Origin of the sequence: Vibrio profundi (assembly GCF_005281835.1) — a bacterium.
Lineage (GTDB): Bacteria > Pseudomonadota > Gammaproteobacteria > Enterobacterales > Vibrionaceae > Vibrio > Vibrio profundi.
The window spans coordinates 129,537-145,447 of the sequence record NZ_RZIS01000006.1 but is presented as its reverse complement, the minus strand read 5'-3'; the positions used below and the strand labels follow the sequence as shown (position 1 = coordinate 145,447).

Genomic DNA, 15,911 nt, shown 5'->3' with positions numbered 1-15,911 from the left:
TATGTCGGCGAAACCTTCATTACTTTTATATATTCATGGCTTTAACAGCTCTTCGCAATCGCACAAAGCGAATGTGATGTTTGATTATTGTCAGGCTCATCGCCCTGATATTAAAGTGGTGAAACCTCAATTGCCGAGCTTTCCTCAGTTGGCGGCTGAACACCTTAAAACTCTCGTTGAACAATACAAAGATGATTACCAAATTGGTTTGGTTGGCAGTTCATTAGGTGGGTATTTGTCGACTTGGCTAAATAAGCAATATGGTTTTAAAGCAGTGGTTGTGAACCCTGCGGTTAAGCCTTTTGAACTATTGGCTGATTATTTAGGGGAGCAGACCAACCCTTATACTCAAGAAACTTATACGCTAGAACATAAACACATCGATGAGCTTAAAGCGTTAGAGGTAAAGCAGCTTTCGAACCCACAAGACTTTTGGTTACTGCAACAAACGGAAGATGAAGTTCTCGACTACCATCAGGCGGTAGATAAATACCAAAATAGCAAGCAGACTATTGAACAAGGCGGTGATCATAGCTTTGTTGATTTTGAGCGTTACCCCCAACAAATCTTATCTTTTTTAGAACTCTGAGTTCAGACCGTCAAATTTGAATGATAATTCGCCTATCAGTTGGGGAAATATCATAGTTTGGCGCCATAGTTTTTGAACGGGCTTGACATAAACAGTCAGCTTCCAGACTATATTCCCCAATACTTTCGCTCGTTTCGCATTGTGGTGATGGTTCACCATAAGAGTTCAAACGCCCTGTCATTTGAACCTCCGCGATTCAATGCAAATTTTTTGAGTAAACTCCGTATTATGACTGAACAATATAATGCTGGAGCCATTGAAGTTCTTAATGGCTTAGAACCAGTACGTCGCCGACCAGGGATGTATACGGATACAGCGCGCCCAAACCACTTGGGCCAAGAAGTTATCGATAACAGTGTCGATGAAGCGCTAGCCGGACATGCCTCAAAAGTGCAAGTTATTCTCCACGCCGATCAATCCCTAGAGGTTATTGATGATGGTCGTGGTATGCCTGTTGATATTCACCCTGAAGAGAAAATTTCAGGCGTTGAGCTTATTTTCTGTAAGCTGCATGCTGGTGGTAAATTCTCGAATAAGAATTACCAGTTTTCAGGTGGTTTGCACGGGGTTGGTATCTCAGTAGTAAACGCACTTTCTAAGCGTGTAGAAGTGATAGTTCGCCGTGATGGTCAAGTTTATGAGATGGCCTTTGAAAATGGTAATAAAGTCGAAGAACTGACGGTTACTGGTACTTGTGGTCGCCGTAATAAAGGCACCAGCGTACATTTTTGGCCAGATGCGAGCTATTTTGACTCTGGCAATTTCTCAGTTACCCGCCTAGTCAACAATCTACGTGCGAAAGCAGTGCTTTGCCCAGGTCTAGAGATCTCTTTCACTGATAAAGTGAATGACAAAGAACACAAGTGGTTCTATGAAGATGGCCTGAAAGATTACCTAGCAGAAGGCGTAAAAGGTTTCCCTGTATTACCAGAGTCGCCATTTACTGGTGAGTTTACTGCTGAAACAGAAGCGGCAACTTGGGCGGTGATTTGGCAGCCTGAGGGCGGTGATATGATCACCGAAAGTTACGTTAACTTGATCCCAACTGCTCAAGGCGGAACGCACGTCAATGGCCTGCGTCAGGGGCTATTAGATGCAATGCGTGAATTCTGTGAATTCCGCAACTTATTACCGCGTGGCGTTAAGCTTACGGGCGACGATATTTTTGACCGCTGTTCTTATGTTCTTTCTGTGAAGATGCAAGACCCTCAATTTGCGGGGCAAACGAAAGAGCGTTTATCTTCACGTCAAACTGCAGCCTTTGTTTCTGGTGTAGTAAAAGATGCGTTTAGCCTTTGGTTGAATGAAAAACCGCAGCTTGCAGAACTTCTAGCAGAAAGCTGCATTGCAAATGCCCATCGTCGAATGCGCGCTAGCAAGAAAGTTGTGCGTAAGAAAGTGGCTTCAGGTCCAGCACTTCCAGGTAAATTAACCGATTGTTCAGTTCAGGATTTAAGCCGCACCGAAATCTTCTTCGTGGAAGGGGACTCGGCGGGGGGCTCTGCTAAGCAAGCCCGCGACCGAGAATTCCAAGCGGTAATGCCACTTCGCGGTAAGATTTTGAATACTTGGGAAGTCTCCGCTGATCAAGTGTTGGCATCTCAAGAAGTACACGATATTTCAGTTGCACTTGGTATTGACCCTGACAGCGATAATCTTGAAAGCTTACGTTACGGTAAAATCTGTATTCTTGCCGATGCGGACTCGGATGGTCTTCACATTGCAACCTTGTTGTGTGCTTTGTTCACTCGTCACTTCCGTGCACTAGTGCAAGCTGGGCATATCTATGTGGCGATGCCGCCTCTTTATCGTATCGACTGTGGTAAGGAAGTATTCTATGCCCTTGACGACGATGAAAAAGAAGGGGTGCTAGAACGTCTCTCTAAGAAGAAAGCCAAAATCAACGTTCAACGATTCAAAGGTCTGGGTGAGATGAACCCACTTCAGCTACGCGAAACGACCATGGATCCAAACACTCGCCGTTTAGTTCAGTTGACTATTGATGATACTGAAGCGACTAACGAGATGATGGACATGCTGTTAGGTAAGAAGCGAGCTGATGATCGCCGTTCTTGGTTGCAAAATAACGGTGACATGGCCGAGGTATAATTGATGTCTAACGAAATTACATTTGATGGCGTTGAACAGTTGCCAATGCGCAAGTTCACCGAAGATGCCTACTTAAATTATTCAATGTACGTAATCATGGATCGTGCATTGCCTTATATCGGTGATGGCCTCAAGCCAGTACAGCGCCGCATTATTTATGCGATGTCTGAACTGGGCTTATCTGCGGCTTCCAAATATAAGAAATCGGCGCGTACTGTTGGTGACGTGTTAGGTAAATACCACCCACACGGTGATTCTGCGTGTTATGAAGCTATGGTACTTATGGCTCAACCGTTTTCTTACCGTTACCCGCTAGTTGATGGTCAAGGTAACTGGGGTGCTCCAGACGATCCAAAATCATTTGCGGCGATGCGTTATACCGAAGCTAAACTTTCTAAGTTTGCGGAAGTTTTACTTGGTGAATTAGGCCAAGGCACCGTTGAATGGCAGCCTAACTTTGATGGCACAATGAAAGAGCCACAAATGTTGCCAGCTCGTCTGCCTCATATCCTATTGAACGGTATTACTGGTATTGCGGTTGGTATGGCGACAGACATTCCCCCACACAACGTACGTGAAGTGGCGAATGCGGCTATCCATTTGATTGACAATCCTAAGTCTGAATTACCAGAAGTTATGGAGCACGTTCAAGGCCCTGATTACCCGACTGAAGCAGAGATTATTTCTCCTAAATCGGACATCGAGAAAATCTACCGAACGGGTAAAGGTAGCATTAAGATGCGTGCGGTATGGCACAAAGAAAGCAGCGATATTGTTATCACCGCTTTGCCACATCAAGTATCAGGTGCAAAACTGCTAGAACAGATCGCTAACCAAATGCGCGCGAAGAAGCTGCCAATGGTTGATGATTTACGTGATGAATCGGATCATGAAAACCCGACTCGAATCGTCATTGTTCCTCGTTCAAATCGTATTGATTGTGATCAACTGATGAACCATCTGTTTGCATCGACGGATTTGGAAAAAAACTTCCGTGTTAACTTGAACATGATTGGTTTAGATAACCGCCCTCAAGTGAAAGGCTTAGTTCAAATTCTTGCTGAGTGGATTGAGTTCCGCCGTACGACCGTTCGCCGTCGTTTGCAGCACCGCTTAGACAAAGTTCTGGCTCGCTTACACATCTTGGAAGGTTTGCTTGTTGCGTACCTAAACCTAGATGAAGTGATTGAAATCATTCGTACTGAAGACGATCCAAAAGCAGTATTGATGGAGCGTTTCGGTATTACAGAAATTCAGGCCGATGCGATTCTAGATACCAAACTTCGTCACTTAGCGAAATTGGAAGAGATGAAGATTCGCGGTGAGCAGGATGAACTAGAAAAAGAACGTGAGAAGCTAGAGAAGCTACTTGGTTCTGAGCGTCGCTTAAACACGCTAATCAAGAAAGAAATCCAAGCGGATGCGGATAAGTACGGTGATGATCGTCGTTCTCCGCTAGTGGTTCGTTCGGAAGCAAAAGCACTGACTGAACGTGATTTAGTACCAAGTGAACCAATCACGGTAGTATTGTCTGAAAAAGGTTGGATTCGTCATGCGAAAGGGCATGAAGTCGATGCTGAAGGCCTTAACTACAAATCTGGTGATAAATACTTAGCCAGCGCTCGCGGTAAGAGTAACCAACAAGCAGTATTCCTTGGCAGTGATGGGCGAAGTTACTCACTCGAGTCTCATTCTTTGCCATCTGCTCGTAGCCAAGGAGAACCGATTACAGGTCGCTTGAACATTAGTGTTGGTAGTTCAATTCGCCAAGTGATCATGGGTGAAGATGAACAGCTTTGGTTAGTCGGTTCTGATGCTGGTTATGGCTTTGTTTGTAAAGGCGTTGATTTACTGTCTAAAAATAAGAGCGGTAAAGCGTTGGTTAACTTACCTCAAGCGTCTGAGATTCTGCTGCCTAGCACTATTGGTGATTTAGAAAGCGATGAGATCCTTGCTATCACTAATCAAGGTCGAATGTTGTTGTTCCCAATTAAAGACCTGCCTCAATTGAGTAAAGGTAAAGGGAATAAGATCATTAATATTCCAGCGGCAAAAGCGAAAGAGCGCGAAGAGTTCGTTTCTCACTTGATGGCGTTACCTGCGAATGCAACGCTAACGATTTATGCTGGTAAACGTAAGCTTGGTCTGAAGCCTGCGGACTTAGATAACTTTAGAGGTGAACGTGGTCGCCGTGGTGGGTTGTTGCCTAGAGGGCTACAGCGAGTGACACGTATTGATGTGGACTCACCTATCGAAGATGTCTCTGAATAAATAAAGATAATAAAAAACCCAGCTTTCGCTGGGTTTTTTATTATCAAAATGAGTTAACGAACGTCTTCAGTGATCGTGACTTGTAGAGTCTTATTTTCCCCATTTCGTAGGATACCGACATCGACAGTTGTTCCCGGTCTTAAATCGGTCACTATATCCATGACACTTTGACGACCATTGATAGTCTGATTATCGATATTGAGGATGATGTCTTGAACTTCGAAACCGGCGCTAGCTGCAGGTCCATTTGGGTCTATGCCTAGTACCACAATCCCACCAATATTTTTGTTACCTAGTAAGCGTGAGGTGACTGAGTTGATGTCTTGGCCATCGATACCAATATAGCCTCGAATGACTCGCCCATCGGCGATGATCTTTTGCATGATTTTATTGGCAAGTGGGTAAGGGATCGCGAAAGAAATGCCGTATGTTTCTAAATCAGTCGCTTGTTGAAATGAAGCGGTATTAATACCAACCAATTCGCCTTGAGTATTCACTAAAGCGCCACCTGAGTTCCCTTCATTGATCGCAGCATCAGTCTGAATAAAGGCTTGGTGTCCGTCTAAGCTAATTGAAGAACGACCTGTTGCTGAAATAATGCCAAATGTGGTGGTTTGACCTAGGTTGTACGGGTTGCCAATCGCGAGAACGACATCACCGACATTTGCTTTGTAATTTGGATTGAGAGGAATAACTGGGAGGCTGTCGCCTTCGACTCGCAGAATTGCGATGTCTGTTCGTTTATCGGTACCGACAAGTTGCGCTGCGGCGATGCGGCCATCTTGCAGGGCAACGACAATTTGATCCGCTTGAGCGACAACATGGTAGTTGGTGATGATGTAGCCTTTTTCGCTCACAATCACCCCAGAGCCTAACCCTTGAGTTGAAAGCTTGTTGCGGTCACTTTCTACATATTTTCGGCTATAGATGTTTACTACAGCTGGTGCTGCTTTTCGTACTGCTTTATTAAAAGATATTTGGAGTGAACCAATATCATTAACTTGGTCCTCGATAACTTGGGGAACAATCGCTGGTCTTAGGTTGGGAAATGCGATCAGGATAATCGCTGCAGACGCAATCCCGAGAGCGATGGAACGAAGTAAGAAGCCCAGCATTTTTTTCCTCTTCAGCAAGTTCTTAAGATCTCAAGATTATTAAAGTGAGAACAATCAGTAGAAAGACTTGTGAAGCATAGCACTTTGGTTCAATTAAATAAAAGGGTGAGAAATAAGCAAATAGACAGCTATCTACTAAATTTTCTCACCCTAACTTTGAGTGGTAGATTCGTTTAGCGGACCACTAAGTAAATCGTACGGTCGCCTCGTTGAATGTTCAGTGCCAAAACATCAGGTTTCTTTTCTAAGATATCTCGCAGTTGAGCGAGGTTTTTCACTCTTTGGCGGTTAATGCCTATGATGATGTCATCTTTCATTAGCTGGTATGCTTCTGCCGGTGAACCTTTGGCCACACTTGATACTTTGACCCCTTGGATTGGTGAAGCATCCGTGGTGTTAGTTAGCTCTGCGCCAGCTAAGCCCTCATGGAGTTTTTCTGCTTGGGTCTTATTGTTAACAGATTCGCCGAGCGTCACATCGAATGATTTATTTTTACCGTCCCGGATAATACCCAGCTCAATTTCTTTACCTGCACCTAACGTTGCGACTTTTGCTCGAAGTTCACTGAAGGTATCAATCCGCTTTCCGTTGAGCGAGGTGATGATATCGCCTGCTTCGATGCCAGCTTTATCTGCGGCACTGTCAGGCATCACTTGACTAACAAAAGCACCTTTACTGGATTCATAGCCAAGTGCTTCGGCTAGTTCAGAAGTGATCTCGCCGCCTTGCACACCAAGCATGCCACGTTTTACTTCACCGAAATCTAGGATTTGCTCTGTGAGGTTCTTCATCATATTAGATGGGATCGCAAAGCCAATACCGACATTACCACCGTTAGGGCCAAGGATGGCGGTGTTAATACCAATGAGTTCGCCATTAAGGTTAACAAGTGCCCCACCAGAGTTGCCACTGTTGATCGCGGCATCGGTTTGGATGAAGTTTTCAAAGTTTTCCAGATTTAAACCGCTTCGGCCGAGTGCCGATACAATGCCTGAAGTGACGGTTTGGCCAAGACCAAAAGGATTACCAATTGCTACAGAGAAGTCACCAACTCGTAGTTTGTCTGAGTCAGCGAGCTTAATTTGAGTTAAGTTTTTCGCTTTCTCAAGCTTGAGTAAAGCGACATCTGACATTTCGTCCCCACCGATAAGTTCCGCATCATATTCGCGGCCATCGTGTAGTTTTACTTTTATTTTGTCAGCACCATTGATGACGTGATAGTTGGTAACGATGTGGCCTTTATCGGCGTCAATGATGACCCCTGAACCAAGTCCGCGGAAAGGGCGTTCTTGAAGTTGTTCTGGACCGAAGAAAAATTGGAATTGCTCAGGGATACGTTGGCGTTGAACTTGTTTGCCTTCAACAGCAATGCTTACCACCGCTGGGGTCACTTTCTCAAGCATTGGAGCAAGGCTAGGAAGTTGCTCACCATTAACACTTAGGGGTAGTGCTGCAGTCGCCTGAATTGGCGTGATGATTGAACTTAAGCTTAAAGTCAGTACCGATAAAGCAAGCAAAGGTTTTTTCATCATAAACTCCTCTCTGATTTAAGGTCTTCTCAACACATATATAGGTACGATATGTGTGAGTTCAATAGACCTGAGTGAAAGTTATGACTCAAAAACCTTTTGAAAGTTCAGCAAAAGATGAAGTTAAGACGCTTTGGCGGTTACCGCTTCTGGCGCTTCGATGATTTCTTTCTCTTTCTCTGTGAACAGCCCTGTCGACCCGTTAGCGTAGTCTTTTGGTGGCTGACTTATTGTGGTAACTGTGTCGTCAGCTTTTTCTGAATGCTGAGCCGCAGTCTTCACAAATGGGTTGTCTTGCTCTGGCAAATTAGGAAGTAGTTCAGACGTGGTTTTTTCCATGTGCTGATAAAGCTTAGTGTAATCTTTTCCTAATGTATCAAGCATTTCGGCTGTTTGAGCGAAATGGTCAGCTAGCTCTTGTCTTTGTTGCTCAAGGGCAAACTTTGCAGAATCTAATTCTTTCTGCACTGATTTTTGATTCTTATATTCTGGTTTTGTTAGGCGAGCGATCACTACACCCAAAATAGCGCCGACAAGTAAACCTACAATCGCATACATCCAAGGCATAACAGCTCCTTTTAGTTGTTTTTTAACATGTTTGTTACTGCTTAGTTACACGTATTTCGACTCCATGGTACTATGAGAACCTTAACGTATAAAGAAAAATGCGTGTGCGCTGCTTAGCAGTTTAGTGTTGCCTCCTTCGTGGATCTGTCGTGATGAACCCTATAAAAAAATACGAACTCGATATAGAAACTCATGGATTTCAGAGAGATCCAGCTCAAGAGCAAGCGGTGAAAAGCCTAGATGAGCTATTTTACCAATTTCAAGATTATTTACAGGCACCGGTCCCACAACTTAGCCGTTTACAAAAGTTGATGGGTAAAAAACCTCAGCTACCACAACCGCCTAAAGGTCTTTACTTTTGGGGCGGGGTAGGGCGAGGTAAAACTTATCTAATGGATACGTTTTATGATGCCTTGCCGACGAACAAAAAAATGCGTGTTCACTTTCATCGCTTTATGTATCGAGTTCATGACGAACTAAAAGCGCTGGGTGAAGTGAGTGACCCACTTCCTTTGGTCGCAGACAAGTTTAAACAAGAAGCCGATATTATCTGTTTTGATGAATTCTTCGTTTCGGATATTACTGATGCAATGATATTGGGCACTTTGTTCCAAGAGTTGTTTGCTAGAAAGGTAGTTTTAGTCGCAACTTCAAATATTCCACCTGCCGATTTATATCGAAATGGATTACAGCGCGCTCGCTTTTTACCTGCAATAAAATTGATTCAAGATAACTGTCATATTCTTAATGTCGATAGTGGTGTGGATTACCGATTAAGGACCTTAGAACAAGCAGAAATCTATCATTATCCTCTGGATGCCCAGGCAAACGTCAATTTAGAGACTTATTACCAACAATTAGTGGGTGAAGGAAAGCTCATCCAAAAGCAAGTTGAGATCAATCACCGCCAAATTGATGTAGTAGAGGCAAGTGAAGGGGTGCTTCACGCGACGTTTGAGCAACTTTGTCAATCAGCGCGTAGTCAAAACGATTACATTGAACTCTCTAAAATCTATCACACCGTTTTATTAGCAGATGTCATGCAAATGGGCGCCACTCTTGATGATGCAGCAAGGCGTTTTATCGCGTTAGTCGATGAATTCTATGAAAGAAACGTGAAACTTATTATTTCAGCCGAAGTTGCACTCGAATCCCTTTATACAAAAGGGCAACTAGAGTTTGAATTTAAGCGTTGCCAGTCTCGATTAGTGGAAATGCAAAGCCATGATTATTTGGCGAAAGAGCACCTTGGATAGCATTTGCTTGCGGACTTGAGAAAAGTGAATAAAAAAATCGTGATTTTGTTCAAAAAGAGGTGATTTTTTCTTCGCTCTTCTCTATAATCCTGCGACCTACCGTTACTGCGGGCCTCTAACGATGAGTTAAATCACGTTATGCCAAGAGTTGTCCAACACTCGAAGGGGTGATGAATGGGGCTCTTAGACAGTGGGAATACTAGGTATTCCTTAAGTGTAAATTTTTTTAATAGGTAATTATTAGCATGAAAACTTTCGTTGCTAAACCAGAAACTGTAAAACGCGACTGGTACGTTGTAGACGCTGAAGGTAAAACTCTTGGTCGTCTAGCAAGTGAAATCGCTTCTCGCCTACGCGGTAAGCACAAAGCAGAATACACTCCTCACGTAGACACTGGTGATTACATCATCGTTGTTAACGCTGAGAAAGTAACTGTTACTGGTAACAAAGCTAAGGGTAAGGTTTACTACCGTCACTCTGAGTTCCCAGGTGGTCTAAAATCAATCACTTTTGAAAAGCTGATCGATCGTAAGCCAGAGATGGCTCTTGAACTAGCTGTTAAAGGTATGTTACCACGTGGTCCTCTAGGCCGTGCTATGTACCGTAAGCTAAAAGTTTACGCTGGTGCTGAGCACAACCATGTTGCTCAACAACCAACAGTACTAGACATCTAATCGGGGATTATGAAAATGGCAGAGAATCAATACTACGGCACTGGTCGTCGCAAAAGCTCAGCAGCTCGTGTTTTCATCAAACCAGGCTCTGGTGAGATCGTAATCAACAAGCGTAGCCTTGATGTTTACTTCGGTCGTCCAACTTCTCGCATGGTTGTTAAGCAACCTCTTGAGCTAGTTGAACTAACTGAGAAACTAGACCTATACATCACTGTTTCTGGTGGTGGTATTTCTGGTCAAGCTGGCGCAATCCGCCACGGTATCACTCGCGCTCTTATGGAGTACGATGAAACTCTACGTCCTGCTCTACGTGCAGCTGGCTACGTTACTCGTGACGCTCGTTGCGTTGAACGTAAGAAAGTTGGTCTACGTAAAGCACGTCGTAAACCTCAATTCTCTAAGCGTTAATTTTTCTTTTACAGAAAAATACACGCTCCAGTTTTACTACTGGAATTGTGGTTCAAAGCTCGGCTATATGCCGGGCTTTTTGTTTTTTAAGACTTATCTAATCCCCCAGAATCGTTACATTTCCTTTCTCATTCTTATAATTTGACTTCTTTTGTGACCCCGCGTGCGAATTACCTCATGATTGTTACAAAAAGGTAGCTTTATCTTGTCAAAAAGTAGGGTTTTATTTATCATTTCCCGTCAATAAATAGAACTAAATTCGTATTTTGTTAGCCATGCTCTATAAGCGGAATAATAACAATCCAAAAGGAGCAAATGGGAGAATGTTTGGATGAGCAACGCGCCTTTAAATAACGGTCGCAGGCGTTTCTTAACCGCAACAACAGCTGTTGTTGGTGGTTTAGGAGCAGCAGCTGTCGCCGTGCCTTTTATTAAATCATGGAATCCGAGTGCCAAAGCGAAAGCTGCGGGTGCGCCGGTGGAAGTGGAAGTCAGCAAATTAGAAGCCGGTCAAATGGTTCGTGTCGAATGGCAAGGTAAACCTGTATGGGTTGTACGCCGTGCTGAGTCGGTATTGGAAAACCTAAAGTCTATCGGTGGTCAATTACGTGACCCACAATCTGAAGCTGAACAGCAACCTGAGTACGCTCAGAATGAATTCCGCTCTATTAAGCCTGAATTCTTTGTTGCAGTTGGTTTCTGTACTCACCTAGGTTGTTCTCCAACTTACCTTCCAGATTCATTTGCAGAACAAGTTCAAGGTGTGAAATCTGGCTTCTTCTGTCCGTGTCATGGTTCTAAGTTCGATATGGCTGGCCGAGTGTTCCAAGGTGTTCCTGCTCCTTTGAACTTAGTTGTGCCTAAGCATATGTACTTAAGCGACACTAAGATCCTTATCGGTATTGACGAGGGAGATGCGTAATGCAAGGACTACTTGATTGGGTTGAAAAACGTATACCAGCGATGAATGCTTACAAAAAGCACTTATCTGAATACCCAATGCCTAAGAACTTTAACTTTTGGTATCTTTTTGGTTCTTTAGCAATGCTTGTTTTGGTTAATCAAATCCTAACGGGTATCTGGTTAACAATGAACTACGTACCGTCTGGCGAAGGTGCGTTTGCTTCTGTTGAATACATCATGCGTGATGTTGAATACGGTTGGTTATTGCGTTACATGCACTCTACAGGCGCTTCGGCGTTCTTCGTGGTTGTGTATCTGCACATGTTCCGTGGTTTAATCTACGGTTCATACCAAAAGCCTCGTGAACTACTGTGGATCTTCGGTATGCTCATCTTCCTAGTATTGATGGCTGAAGCGTTCATGGGTTACCTACTTCCATGGGGACAAATGTCTTACTGGGGTGCTCAGGTAATCATTTCACTGTTTGGTGCAATCCCAGTTATCGGTGATGACCTAACGCTTTGGATCCGTGGTGACTACATCATCTCAGGTGCTACGCTAAACCGTTTCTTCGCACTGCACGTTATCGCTCTACCGATCGTACTTCTGCTGCTTATCGTACTTCACGTACTAGCACTACACGAAGTGGGTTCGAACAACCCTGACGGTATCGAGACTAAGCTTCCTAAAGGCACAATGGGCGACGACTACAAAACTCAATTCCCATTCCACAAGGATTACACTAAGAAATACGACATCATCGACTCTATTCCTTTCCACCCTTACGGGACTGTGAAAGACATGGTAGGTGTTGCTGGTTTCCTATTCTTCTTCTGTTACGTGCTGTTCTTCAACCCTGAAATGGGTGGATACTTCCTTGAGCCGCCTAACTTTGAAGCTGCAAACCCGCTGAAGACGCCTGAGCACATCGCTCCAGTATGGTACTTCACGCCGTTCTACGCGATTCTTCGTGCAGTTCCAGATAAGCTTCTAGGTGTAGTAGCAATGGGTGCCTCTATTGTGGTGCTATTCCTTCTACCATGGTTCGATCGTTGTAAAGTTCGCTCTTACCGTTACCGAAGTAAGCTTCATTTGCTTAATATCATCCAATTCACAATAAGCTTTATTGCGCTTGGTATTCTTGGTGCGCTTCCAGCAACACCAACTTATACGCTACTAGCTCAAATCTTTAGCTTAGGTTACTTCATGTTCTTCGTACTACTGTGGTTCTACAGTAAGAATGAAGCAACGAAACCATTACCAGAAAGGGTGACATTCAAATGAAAAAGTGGATTGTAATTTTATTTGCTATGTTGCCATCTCTAGCGATGGCAGCGGGTGCAAACGTACCATTAGATAAAGCGAATAATGATTTAACTGACAAAGCGTCATTACAAAATGGTGCTAAGTTATTCATGAACTACTGTTTTGCTTGTCACTCGACGCAGTACCAGCGTTATGAGCGAGTAGCAACGGATTTAGAGATCCCTGTGGATCTAATGAAAGAAAACCTGATTTTTGACCCAGAAGCAAAAATCGGTAACTTGATGGTAAATGCTATGCCTGCTAAGCAAGCGGCTAACTGGTTTGGTGCTCCGCCACCTGATCTAACGTTGGTTGCTCGTGTACGTGGTGCTGATTGGCTATACACTTACCTTCGTTCTTTCTACGAAGACCCATCTCGTCCATTTGGCGTGAATAACATTGTTTTCCCAAGTGTTGGTATGCCACATGTGCTTGAAGAGCTACAAGGTATTCCAACTCCAATCTACGACACTCATGTAGTAGATGGTGAGGAAGTAACCGTGGTTGTTGGCACTGAAACTGATGGCTCTGGCGAACTAAGTTCAAGCGAATACGATGATTCGGTTCGTGACCTAGTAAACTTCCTAGTTTATTCAGGTGACCCGGTACAGCTAGAGCGTCACGCACTAGGTTGGTGGGTAATGGGCTTCTTAGTTATCTTCACTATCATTGTAGTGCTGCTTAAGAAAGAGTATTGGCGTGATGTGCACTAATTGTGCTATCATACTGTGCTAATTCCTAAATTTTGTTGAATGTACAATGGAGGCTTAGCCTCCATTGTTTTTTTATTTTAAGTGTACTGGAGGGCTCCATGGCTGTAGCTGCCAATAAACGTTCTGTGATGACTCTTTTCTCAAGTGCTTCTGATATGTATAGCCATCAGGTTCGTATTGTTCTAGCAGAGAAAGGCGTAAGTGTTGAAGTTGAATTAGTCGACGAAGCAAACTTGCCGGCAGAACTTGTAGAACTGAACCCTTACAAGTCAGTACCAACTCTTGTTGATCGTGAGCTAGCGTTATACGACTCAAAGATCATTATGGAGTACCTAGATGAGCGTTTTCCTCATCCACCGTTGATGCCTGTTTACCCTGTTGCTCGTGGTAACAGCCGTCTAATGATGTATCGTATCGAACGTAACTGGTACTCAGTTGCTGAGAAGATTGTAAAAGGCAATGCTGAAGAATCAGAAGCAGCACGTATTAAACTACGTAATGACCTTCTTACTCTAGCGCCTATCTTTGCTGAATATGAATACTTCATGAGCGAAGAATTTAGCTTAATCGATTGTTACCTTGCTCCATTACTATGGCGCTTGCCTGAGTTAGGTATCGAGTTGATTGGCCCTGGTTCGAAAGAACTGAAAATTTACATGAACCGTGTATTTGAACGTGATTCATTCCTAGCTTCTCTAACTGAAGCTGAGCGTGAGATGCGTCTGACTCGCTAAGTTTATGGATATTGCAAATATGACACCTCGCCGTCCGTATATGCTGAGAGCATTTTACGATTGGCTAGTGGATAACGAGTTAACACCTCATTTGGTTGTTGAGGCGATGTTACCTGGTGTTCGAGTTCCTGAGGAATTCATCCAAGATGGCCAAATTATTTTAAACGTAGCTCCTCGAGCGGTTGGTCAACTTGAACTTGGTAATGAAGCGATTACGTTTAGCGCTCGCTTCGGTGGTCGCCCTCATTCTGTGATTGTACCGCTGTATGCGGTTCAAGCTATCTATGCCCGTGAAAATGGGGCAGGAACAATGTTTGAACCAGAAGAAGCCTATATGGAAGCGTTGGAAGAGGGAATTGAAGAAGTTCCTTTTGAAACGAAGCCGGCTTCTCCTTTAAGTGTTGCGAGTTCAGAAACAGAGCCAGTTGATGCGGAACCAGAGTCCGAACCAACTAAACCTAAAGGCAAGCCAAGCCTGAGAGTGATTAAATAAAAAAAGCAGCGTCTAACGCTGCTTTTTTGTATCTATTGCTTTTAGTTTCTAAACTTAAGAGCTTAAGCTTCAGGTGTTCCGTATTGGAAGGCTCTAATCACTTGCTTCACTCCTGATATATTTCTTGCTACTTCAGTCGCGATCTCTGCTTGCTCTTCACTTACCAATCCTAGCAAGAACACTTCTTGATTCTCAGTGATTACTTTCACCTTAATACCATTAAGTTCTGATTTAGCGAGTAAGGCGGATTTTACTTTTGTTGTGATCCAAGTGTCTTTACTGATTTCACTGACAGCGAGTGGTGGATGAACTCGTACTTGGTTGTGTATTTCGGTAACGCCAGCGACTTCACGAGCTTTGCTTTCAAAAGAGCGTCTTTCTTGTTCTGTCGTAGCTTGCCCCATTAGGATAACGGTACCTTTATAAGAACTTGCCGTAATTCTTACATTGCCACGATAAGGGGCTTTGTTTCCAATCGCTGCGACTTCAAACTCGATGTTGTTGTCGTTCCAAATTTGTTGAGTACTGCGTGTATCCGTGACTAAATTAGCGGTAGTAGCAGCGCCAGCAATAAACAAACCAGCACAGCCGGATAAGCTTACAGTTAATAGACCAACGCTGATAAGTTTTACTAGCTTCATTGATGTTACCTTTACTCTTCGTGGGCAGGGAAAAGAACTTGATCGATGAGATCACATAGGCAATGTAGTGTCACCATGTGAACTTCGTGAATACGTGCGGTACGGTGCGACGGGATACGGATTTCAACATCGTGCTCACCAAGGAGCCCTGCCATTTCACCGCCGTCTTTACCTGTGAATGCGATAATCGTCATATCACGAGTTACGGCTGCTTCCATCGCCTTGATGATATTTTTGCTATTACCGCTGGTCGAAATCGCGAGTAGGATATCGCCAGTCTGGCCGAATGCACGAACTTGCTTTGAAAAGATCTCTTCGTAGTGATAGTCATTCGCCACAGCCGTTAAGGTTGTGTTATCTGCGGTTAATGCCATCGCAGGTAAGCTAGGGCGTTCAGTTTCAAATCGATTTAGTAAACATGATACGAATTGCTGAGCATTGGAAGCGGAACCGCCATTACCACAACAAAGAATTTTATTACCATTCAATAGTGTTGCAACCATCGCTTGTGCTGCGTGGGTGATGGCATCAGGCAGCGCTTCAGCTGCTGCAATTTGAATCTGAATACTTTCTGTGAAACTTTCTTTAATGCTGTCTAGCATTG

Annotated in this window: 16 protein-coding genes; 11 read left to right on the top strand and 5 right to left on the bottom strand. The window is 43.9% G+C overall.

Annotated features, from left to right (window positions below; translation table 11 throughout):
* Position 1: 1 nt before the first annotated feature.
* From yqiA to parC, 3 genes are all read left to right on the top strand, one after another.
* Positions 2-589 (top strand): esterase YqiA, encoded by a 588-nt coding sequence (gene yqiA, locus ELZ11_RS15755; RefSeq protein ID WP_137358374.1) that lies wholly within the window; start codon positions 2-4, stop codon positions 587-589.
* 228 nt (positions 590-817) lie between these two features.
* Positions 818-2,698: a DNA topoisomerase IV subunit B gene (gene parE / locus ELZ11_RS15750; protein WP_137358373.1), complete on the top strand. Its 1,881-nt coding sequence runs from the start codon at positions 818-820 to the stop codon at positions 2,696-2,698.
* A gap of 3 nt (positions 2,699-2,701) precedes the next feature.
* Positions 2,702-4,969, top strand: coding sequence for a DNA topoisomerase IV subunit A (gene parC, locus ELZ11_RS15745; protein ID WP_137358372.1), 2,268 nt, complete (start codon positions 2,702-2,704; stop codon positions 4,967-4,969).
* Between the two features lie 53 nt (positions 4,970-5,022).
* Here parC and degS read toward each other — a convergent pair whose 3' ends face one another.
* From degS to zapG, 3 genes are all read right to left on the bottom strand, one after another.
* The gene (degS, locus tag ELZ11_RS15740) at positions 5,023-6,084 is read right to left on the bottom strand and encodes an outer membrane-stress sensor serine endopeptidase DegS (RefSeq protein ID WP_137358371.1); all 1,062 of its coding nucleotides are present in this window, start codon (positions 6,082-6,084) and stop codon (positions 5,023-5,025) included.
* A gap of 173 nt (positions 6,085-6,257) precedes the next feature.
* On the bottom strand, positions 6,258-7,613 hold the full coding sequence (locus tag ELZ11_RS15735; protein WP_137358478.1) for a DegQ family serine endoprotease: 1,356 nt from the start codon (positions 7,611-7,613) through the stop codon (positions 6,258-6,260).
* Positions 7,614-7,736: 123 nt separating this feature from the next.
* Entirely contained in the window at positions 7,737-8,180 is a 444-nt protein-coding gene (zapG, locus tag ELZ11_RS15730) for a Z-ring associated protein ZapG (RefSeq protein WP_137358370.1), read from the bottom strand.
* A 152-nt stretch (positions 8,181-8,332) separates the two neighbouring features.
* On the opposite strand from zapG, the gene zapE reads away from it, so the two are divergent.
* The 8 genes from zapE (at position 8,333) to sspB (ending at position 14,666) form a co-directional block, all read left to right on the top strand.
* Positions 8,333-9,436: a cell division protein ZapE gene (gene zapE, locus ELZ11_RS15725; RefSeq protein WP_137358369.1), complete on the top strand. Its 1,104-nt coding sequence runs from the start codon at positions 8,333-8,335 to the stop codon at positions 9,434-9,436.
* A gap of 245 nt (positions 9,437-9,681) precedes the next feature.
* Positions 9,682-10,110 carry a 50S ribosomal protein L13 gene (gene rplM / locus ELZ11_RS15715; protein WP_102405969.1) on the top strand — a complete coding sequence of 143 codons (429 nt, stop codon included), beginning with the start codon at positions 9,682-9,684 and terminating at the stop codon, positions 10,108-10,110.
* A gap of 15 nt (positions 10,111-10,125) precedes the next feature.
* Complete coding sequence (rpsI, locus tag ELZ11_RS15710) at positions 10,126-10,518, top strand: 30S ribosomal protein S9 (protein WP_004740758.1); 393 nt, start codon at positions 10,126-10,128, stop codon at positions 10,516-10,518.
* 331 nt (positions 10,519-10,849) lie between these two features.
* The gene (gene petA, locus ELZ11_RS15705) at positions 10,850-11,440 is read left to right on the top strand and encodes a ubiquinol-cytochrome c reductase iron-sulfur subunit (protein ID WP_137358368.1); all 591 of its coding nucleotides are present in this window, start codon (positions 10,850-10,852) and stop codon (positions 11,438-11,440) included.
* A complete protein-coding gene (locus ELZ11_RS15700) occupies positions 11,440-12,705 on the top strand; it encodes a cytochrome b (protein ID WP_137358367.1) in 1,266 nt (421 codons plus the stop codon). The genes petA and ELZ11_RS15700 overlap by 1 nt, the downstream gene beginning before the upstream one ends.
* On the top strand, positions 12,702-13,439 hold the full coding sequence (locus ELZ11_RS15695; RefSeq protein WP_137358366.1) for a cytochrome c1: 738 nt from the start codon (positions 12,702-12,704) through the stop codon (positions 13,437-13,439). The genes ELZ11_RS15700 and ELZ11_RS15695 overlap by 4 nt, the downstream gene beginning before the upstream one ends.
* 98 nt (positions 13,440-13,537) lie before the next feature.
* Positions 13,538-14,173, top strand: a complete 636-nt coding sequence (sspA, locus tag ELZ11_RS15690; RefSeq protein WP_137358365.1) for a stringent starvation protein SspA — start codon at positions 13,538-13,540, stop codon at positions 14,171-14,173.
* Positions 14,174-14,192: 19 nt separating this feature from the next.
* Positions 14,193-14,666, top strand: coding sequence for a ClpXP protease specificity-enhancing factor (sspB, locus tag ELZ11_RS15685; RefSeq protein ID WP_208746717.1), 474 nt, complete (start codon positions 14,193-14,195; stop codon positions 14,664-14,666).
* Positions 14,667-14,728: 62 nt separating this feature from the next.
* Here the strand turns inward: sspB and ELZ11_RS15680 are convergent, their stop codons facing one another.
* Positions 14,729-15,307, bottom strand: coding sequence for a BON domain-containing protein (locus ELZ11_RS15680; protein ID WP_137358363.1), 579 nt, complete (start codon positions 15,305-15,307; stop codon positions 14,729-14,731).
* An 11-nt stretch (positions 15,308-15,318) separates the two neighbouring features.
* The gene (locus ELZ11_RS15675; RefSeq protein ID WP_004729817.1) at positions 15,319-15,909 is read right to left on the bottom strand and encodes a phosphoheptose isomerase; all 591 of its coding nucleotides are present in this window, start codon (positions 15,907-15,909) and stop codon (positions 15,319-15,321) included.
* Positions 15,910-15,911 lie beyond the last annotated feature (2 nt).

What these genes read in the sequence shown, in the direction of transcription:
- ELZ11_RS15695 (WP_137358366.1), top strand. Translation starts at nt 12,702, where the DNA reads ATGAAAAAGTGGATTGTAATTTTATTTGCTATGTTGCCATCTCTAGCG.
- parE (WP_137358373.1), top strand. Translation starts at nt 818, where the DNA reads ATGACTGAACAATATAATGCTGGAGCCATTGAAGTTCTTAATGGCTTA.
- ELZ11_RS15735 (WP_137358478.1), bottom strand. Translation starts at nt 7,613, where the DNA reads ATGAAAAAACCTTTGCTTGCTTTATCGGTACTGACTTTAAGCTTAAGT.
- parC (WP_137358372.1), top strand. Translation starts at nt 2,702, where the DNA reads ATGTCTAACGAAATTACATTTGATGGCGTTGAACAGTTGCCAATGCGC.
- rpsI (WP_004740758.1), top strand. Translation starts at nt 10,126, where the DNA reads ATGGCAGAGAATCAATACTACGGCACTGGTCGTCGCAAAAGCTCAGCA.
- petA (WP_137358368.1), top strand. Translation starts at nt 10,850, where the DNA reads ATGAGCAACGCGCCTTTAAATAACGGTCGCAGGCGTTTCTTAACCGCA.
- sspA (WP_137358365.1), top strand. Translation starts at nt 13,538, where the DNA reads ATGGCTGTAGCTGCCAATAAACGTTCTGTGATGACTCTTTTCTCAAGT.
- ELZ11_RS15675 (WP_004729817.1), bottom strand. Translation starts at nt 15,909, where the DNA reads ATGCTAGACAGCATTAAAGAAAGTTTCACAGAAAGTATTCAGATTCAA.
- zapG (WP_137358370.1), bottom strand. Translation starts at nt 8,180, where the DNA reads ATGCCTTGGATGTATGCGATTGTAGGTTTACTTGTCGGCGCTATTTTG.
- yqiA (WP_137358374.1), top strand. Translation starts at nt 2, where the DNA reads ATGTCGGCGAAACCTTCATTACTTTTATATATTCATGGCTTTAACAGC.
- degS (WP_137358371.1), bottom strand. Translation starts at nt 6,084, where the DNA reads ATGCTGGGCTTCTTACTTCGTTCCATCGCTCTCGGGATTGCGTCTGCA.
- rplM (WP_102405969.1), top strand. Translation starts at nt 9,682, where the DNA reads ATGAAAACTTTCGTTGCTAAACCAGAAACTGTAAAACGCGACTGGTAC.
- ELZ11_RS15680 (WP_137358363.1), bottom strand. Translation starts at nt 15,307, where the DNA reads ATGAAGCTAGTAAAACTTATCAGCGTTGGTCTATTAACTGTAAGCTTA.
- sspB (WP_208746717.1), top strand. Translation starts at nt 14,193, where the DNA reads ATGACACCTCGCCGTCCGTATATGCTGAGAGCATTTTACGATTGGCTA.
- ELZ11_RS15700 (WP_137358367.1), top strand. Translation starts at nt 11,440, where the DNA reads ATGCAAGGACTACTTGATTGGGTTGAAAAACGTATACCAGCGATGAAT.
- zapE (WP_137358369.1), top strand. Translation starts at nt 8,333, where the DNA reads ATGAACCCTATAAAAAAATACGAACTCGATATAGAAACTCATGGATTT.